The sequence below is a fragment of the Mesorhizobium sp. M7A.F.Ca.CA.002.05.1.1 genome, assembly GCF_003998335.1.
Classification (GTDB): Bacteria; Pseudomonadota; Alphaproteobacteria; order Rhizobiales; family Rhizobiaceae; genus Mesorhizobium.
On sequence record NZ_RZQI01000445.1, the window covers coordinates 1 to 4830 of the forward strand.

Annotated in this window: 5 protein-coding genes; 3 read left to right on the forward strand and 2 right to left on the reverse strand. The window is 64.2% G+C overall.

Features of this window, described 5'->3' with window-relative positions:
* Positions 1-1024, reverse strand: a 1024-nt coding sequence (locus EN939_RS21060) for a dihydroorotase (RefSeq protein WP_127269518.1), incomplete at its 3' end; no start/stop codon positions are given.
* On the reverse strand, positions 1021-1980 hold the full coding sequence (locus EN939_RS21065; RefSeq protein WP_127269519.1) for an aspartate carbamoyltransferase catalytic subunit: 960 nt from the start codon (positions 1978-1980) through the stop codon (positions 1021-1023). The genes EN939_RS21065 and EN939_RS21060, both read right to left, overlap by 4 nt.
* Before the next feature lie 193 nt (positions 1981-2173).
* Between EN939_RS21065 and EN939_RS21070 the strand changes: the two genes are divergently transcribed.
* The 3 genes from EN939_RS21070 to EN939_RS21080 all read left to right on the forward strand — a co-directional run.
* Entirely contained in the window at positions 2174-3802 is a 1629-nt protein-coding gene (locus EN939_RS21070) for a DNA alkylation response protein (RefSeq protein WP_127269520.1), read from the forward strand.
* Between the two features lie 194 nt (positions 3803-3996).
* Positions 3997-4566 (forward strand): hypothetical protein, encoded by a 570-nt coding sequence (locus EN939_RS21075; RefSeq protein WP_127269521.1) that lies wholly within the window; start codon positions 3997-3999, stop codon positions 4564-4566.
* Positions 4566-4830: DUF6105 family protein (locus EN939_RS21080; RefSeq protein ID WP_127269522.1), on the forward strand; the 265-nt coding region annotated here is incomplete at its 3' end. The genes EN939_RS21075 and EN939_RS21080, both read left to right, overlap by 1 nt.

Sequence of the window (4830 nt, forward strand, 5' to 3'; positions counted from 1 at the left end):
GCAATGCCGCGCCCAGCAGTGTCTCCAACCCGATGGCGCCGGCCGCCGCATCGGCAAAGGGCAGGCGCTTGGTGTCGACATCCTGCGGATCGTGCGAGGAGACGATGATGTCGATCGTGCCGTCCCTGACCGCTTCGATCATCGCCAGCCGGTCTTCCTCGGCGCGCAAAGGTGGGGTCAGACGGAAGAAGGTGCGGTATTCGCCGACATCGTTTTCATTCAGCGACAGATTGTGGATCGCCGCGCCTGACGTCACCGTCGCCCCGTCGGCCTTCGCACGTGTGACGGCGCTTGCCGCCATCGCCGTCGAGATCTTTGCTGCATGGTACGAACCGCGTGTCAGTCGGGCCAAGGCGAGGTCGCGTTCCAGCGGGATGGCTTCGGCTTCGCGCGGAATGCCGGAGAGGCCGAGCCAGCTGGCGTAAAGGCCTTCATTCATCACGCCGGATGAACCGAGGTCCGCATCCTGCGTCTCATGCACGATGGTGGCGCCGAAGTCGCGTGCATAGGTCAGCGCGCGGCGCATCACCAGCGCGCTCGATATGGTTTGGCGGCCATCGGTAAAGGCGACCGCGCCGGCTTCGCGCAGCAGGCCGAACTCGGTCATTTCGCGCCCGTCGAGGCCCTTGGTGATCGCCGCGGCCGGAAAGACGTTGACGATGGCCGTGTCCTTGGCCGTGCGCAGCACGAATTCAACCAGCGCCACATTGTCGATCACCGGATCGGTGTCGGGCATCATGACGATGGAGGTGACGCCGCCGGCCGCCGCCGCGACACTTGCCGACGCGATGGTTTCGCGATGCTCGCCGCCCGGTTCGCCGATGAAGACGCGGCCGTCGATCAGGCCTGGAATGATCGCCTTGCCGGCGCAGTCGACAACGGTGGCGCCCTCGGGCGCGCCCTGGTTCAGCGCTGCCTTGCCGGCGACAAGGATTTTCTTGCCATCGACTATGACGGCGCCGACTTCGTCGATGGCGCGCGAGGGATCGACAACGCGGGCCCGCTCAAAGACCGTTATGCTCATGCGCCGCCGCCCTCTTGATTGCGGCGCGGGTCAAGCAGCGCTTCCATGACGGCCATGCGCACGGCGACGCCCATTTCGACCTGTTCCTGGATGACGCTCTGCGGACCGTCGGCGATTTCCGAGGCGATCTCGACGCCGCGGTTCATCGGCCCGGGGTGCATCACCAGCGCATCGCCCTTGGCCGCCTTCAGTTTTTCCGCATCGAGGCCGAAATAGCGGAAATACTCGCGCACCGAAGGCACGAACGCGCCTTCCATGCGCTCGCGCTGCAGGCGCAGCATCATCACCACATCGGCGTCCTTGAGGCCCTCGGCCATCGAGCGGGTGACGATGACGCCCATCTTCTCGATGCCGGTGGGCAGAAGCGTCGACGGTGCGACGACGCGCACCTGCGCGCCGAGCGCGTTGAGCAGCATGATGTTGGAACGTGCCACGCGCGAATGCAGGATGTCGCCGCAGATTGCCACGATGAGCTTCGACAGCGGGCCCTTGGCGCGACGAATGGTCAGCGCATCGAGCAGCGCCTGTGTCGGGTGTTCATGCGCGCCGTCGCCGGCATTGACGACGGAGCAGCCGACCTTCTGCGCCAGAAGCGCGGCCGCACCGGCCGATTGGTGACGGATGATCAATATGTCGGGCCGCATCGCATTCAGCGTCATCGCCGTATCGATGAGCGTTTCGCCCTTCTTCACCGAAGAGCTTGCCACCGACATGTTCATCACATCGGCGCCGAGCCGCTTTCCGGCCAACTCGAACGACGACTGCGTGCGCGTCGAGGCTTCATAAAAGAGGTTGATCTGTGTGCGGCCGCGCAGCGTCGAGGTTTTCTTCTCGGACTGCCGCGAGATCGCGACCGCTCGGTCCGCCCTGTCGAGCAACAGCTCGATATCGGCGGGGGAAAGGTCGCGGATGCCCAGAAGATGGCGATGAGGATAGGGGGACGAAGCGTCGGTCATCTCAAGGCGCTGCTATAGGGTGGAGACTTTGCGGCTGCAAGCGCCAGCTTTGCATTGCAGCCGTTCTCCTCAATTTTTTCGTATAGATGGCCGATTGTATCGGCCGGTATTTTCATCGCGCGCGCTGCATGGCTTGGCTATATCTAGCCGACAGCCTCGGATTCGTGGCTTTCTGACGATAGAAGGATTGGGCGTGACCGACGACGTGACGAACCAGCCGCCGCCGCTGACGGGCGGCAACGCCTGGCGGGGCGATCCGTTGCTGATCCAGCTCGCGGAGCGTTTTTCCGATCCGGTGCGCAAAGATCTCGACGGTCTCGGCCGCTTCGTGCTGACGCAGGAGGCGCAGGAACTGGCGCGCCTCGCCAATGTCGAGACGCCGAAGCTCAGGACGCATGATCGCCAGGGACGGCGCATCGACGTGGTCGAGTTCCATCCCGCCTATCACGCCTTGATGCGCCGCGCTGTGGCCAACGGGCTGCATTCCTCGGTGTGGGAGAACGGCGACACCGAGATCGGCCGCCGCCATCAAGTCCGTGCCGCCCGGTTTTATCTGACGGCGGAGCTCGAGACCGGGCATCTGTGCCCCATCACCATGACCAACGCTTCGCTGGCGGCCTTGATGGCCAGCCCAAAACTGTTTCGCGAATGGGCGCCGCGCGTGACGACGCGCAAATACGACCAGAGCCAGAAACCGCCGGTCGAGAAGACCGGGCTGACGCTCGGCATGGGCATGACCGAGAAGCAGGGCGGCACCGATGTGCGCGCCAATGTGACGAGGGCGGAACGCGCCGGCAGCGGTTTTTATCGTCTGACGGGGCACAAATGGTTCATGTCGGCGCCGATGTCGGATGCGTTCCTGGTGCTGGCGCAGGCGCCGGAGGGGCTGTCGTGCTTCCTCGTGCCGCGCGTTCTCGGTGATGGTTCGGGCAACGGCTTCCGCTTTCAGCGACTGAAGGACAAGCTCGGCAACCGTTCCAACGCCTCCTCCGAAGTCGAATTCGTCAATGCCATCGGCGAGATGGTCGGCGAACCCGGTGCCGGTGTGAAGACGATCATGGACATGGTCACCCTGACCCGGCTCGATTGTGCCATCGCCTCGTCGGCGATCATGCGCGCGGGCCTCGCCGAGGCCGTTCACCACGCCCGCCATCGCCAGGTGTTCGGTTCGACCCTGATCGAGCAGCCGTTGATGCAGCGCGTTCTGGCCGACATGGCGCTCGACGTCGCCGCCGCCACCGCGCTGTCGTTCCGGTTAGCGCGCTCCTTCGACGAGGCGGCCAGCGATCGCGGCGAGGCGGCGTTTGCCCGGGCCATGACGCCGGTCGTCAAATACTGGGTCTGCAAGATCGCGCCCCCGCTGCTCTATGAGGCGATGGAGTGCCTAGGCGGCAACGGCTACGTCGAGGAGGCGCCACTCGCCCGCTACTATCGCGAGGCCCCGGTCAATGCGATCTGGGAAGGCTCGGGCAATGTCATGGCGCTTGATGTGCTGCGCGTGCTCGGCCGTGCGCCCGGCCTGTTCGAGGATGTGCTGGCCGGCATCGACCGTGATCTCGGCGCCGGCGGACGCGGCACGATCGGCGTTCTGAAGGCGGCGATGCAGGTTGCCTCAACCGACGAAGGTTCGGCCCGGCTGCTGACCGAGCAGTTGGCACTGTCGGCTGCGGCGGCGGAATTGCGCCGCCTGGGGGCAGGGCGGATCGCCGACGCTTTCGTCGAGACGCGTTTGGCCGGCCAATGGCGCAACACCTATGGCATGATCGATTCGCGCCACGATGCACGCATGATCATCGACACGCTCTATCCGCCGGTGAACTGAGCGGCGAGCATCGCAAAAACCGGCGCCATCCACAGTTTTGACGCGTTGGCGGGCATCCTCACGCGTATGGCTGATCACCGTTAACCTTAACAAATGGTTTCCGTTGCGATGGCGGACGGCAAGGCCCACTGTCCCGGCGCGAGCAGGGAATGGTTCAGATTGGCCGTCTCTTGCTTTGCGAAGCAGGAACACCGATGCGACAGGTACTGACCTCTTTTCTGGCCTTGCACTGGGCGATTGTTTTCGCCCTGCTTGCGCTCATCTGCATCGACGGAAACCGGGGTGTGGCGGCGGCACTCGGCGTGCTGGGCACCACAATCGAGGGTACCCGCTTCGTCGACCTCGACAATTTCGTTGTCGTGGCGCCGCTCGCCACCGCATTGCTTGTCGTCGCGGTTCTGTTTTTCTGGGCCTTTGTCGAAGCCCTGGTCAACGACGCGACCAGTCCCGGCGCCGACAGCGTCGCCCGCATCGCCTTCATCAGCGCGTCCGGCATGTTGTCGCTGATCGTCATCGGAGGTGCCGCGCAAGGCATCAACGGGCTGTTCATGGCAGTTGCCGTGCAGCTGACGGCACTTCTGGCGTCCTACGTCGCCATGCTTGCCGAGCGGCGGTCCGTGGTTGCGGCAGCGGCTTCCGGCGAAAGCGAGATCCATGCCGTCGCGCATGACATGGCAAAAGCCGCGGCTCACAATTCGCTGCTCTCACTCATATCAGGCCGAACGGTCTCCAAGACCGGCTCCAATCACAGGGGAGGCCGCTGATGCGTTACATCTTTGGGTTCTGGGCGGCGCCGATGGCGATTTTCTGGGGCTGGTTCTATCTGTCGGCCAATGACATCAATTTCGGCTACACGATGCTCAGCCGACAGATGCACGACTTCTTCTTCCAGCTCTATGGTCAGATGCTCGGCATCGATCCGGCGATCATTCCCGGCATGGTGGCGAAGACGTGCGTCTTCGACGGGTTGCTGCTGATGGCGCTTTGGGCTTTCCGCCGTCGCCGCGAAATCGCCGGCTGGGTCAAAC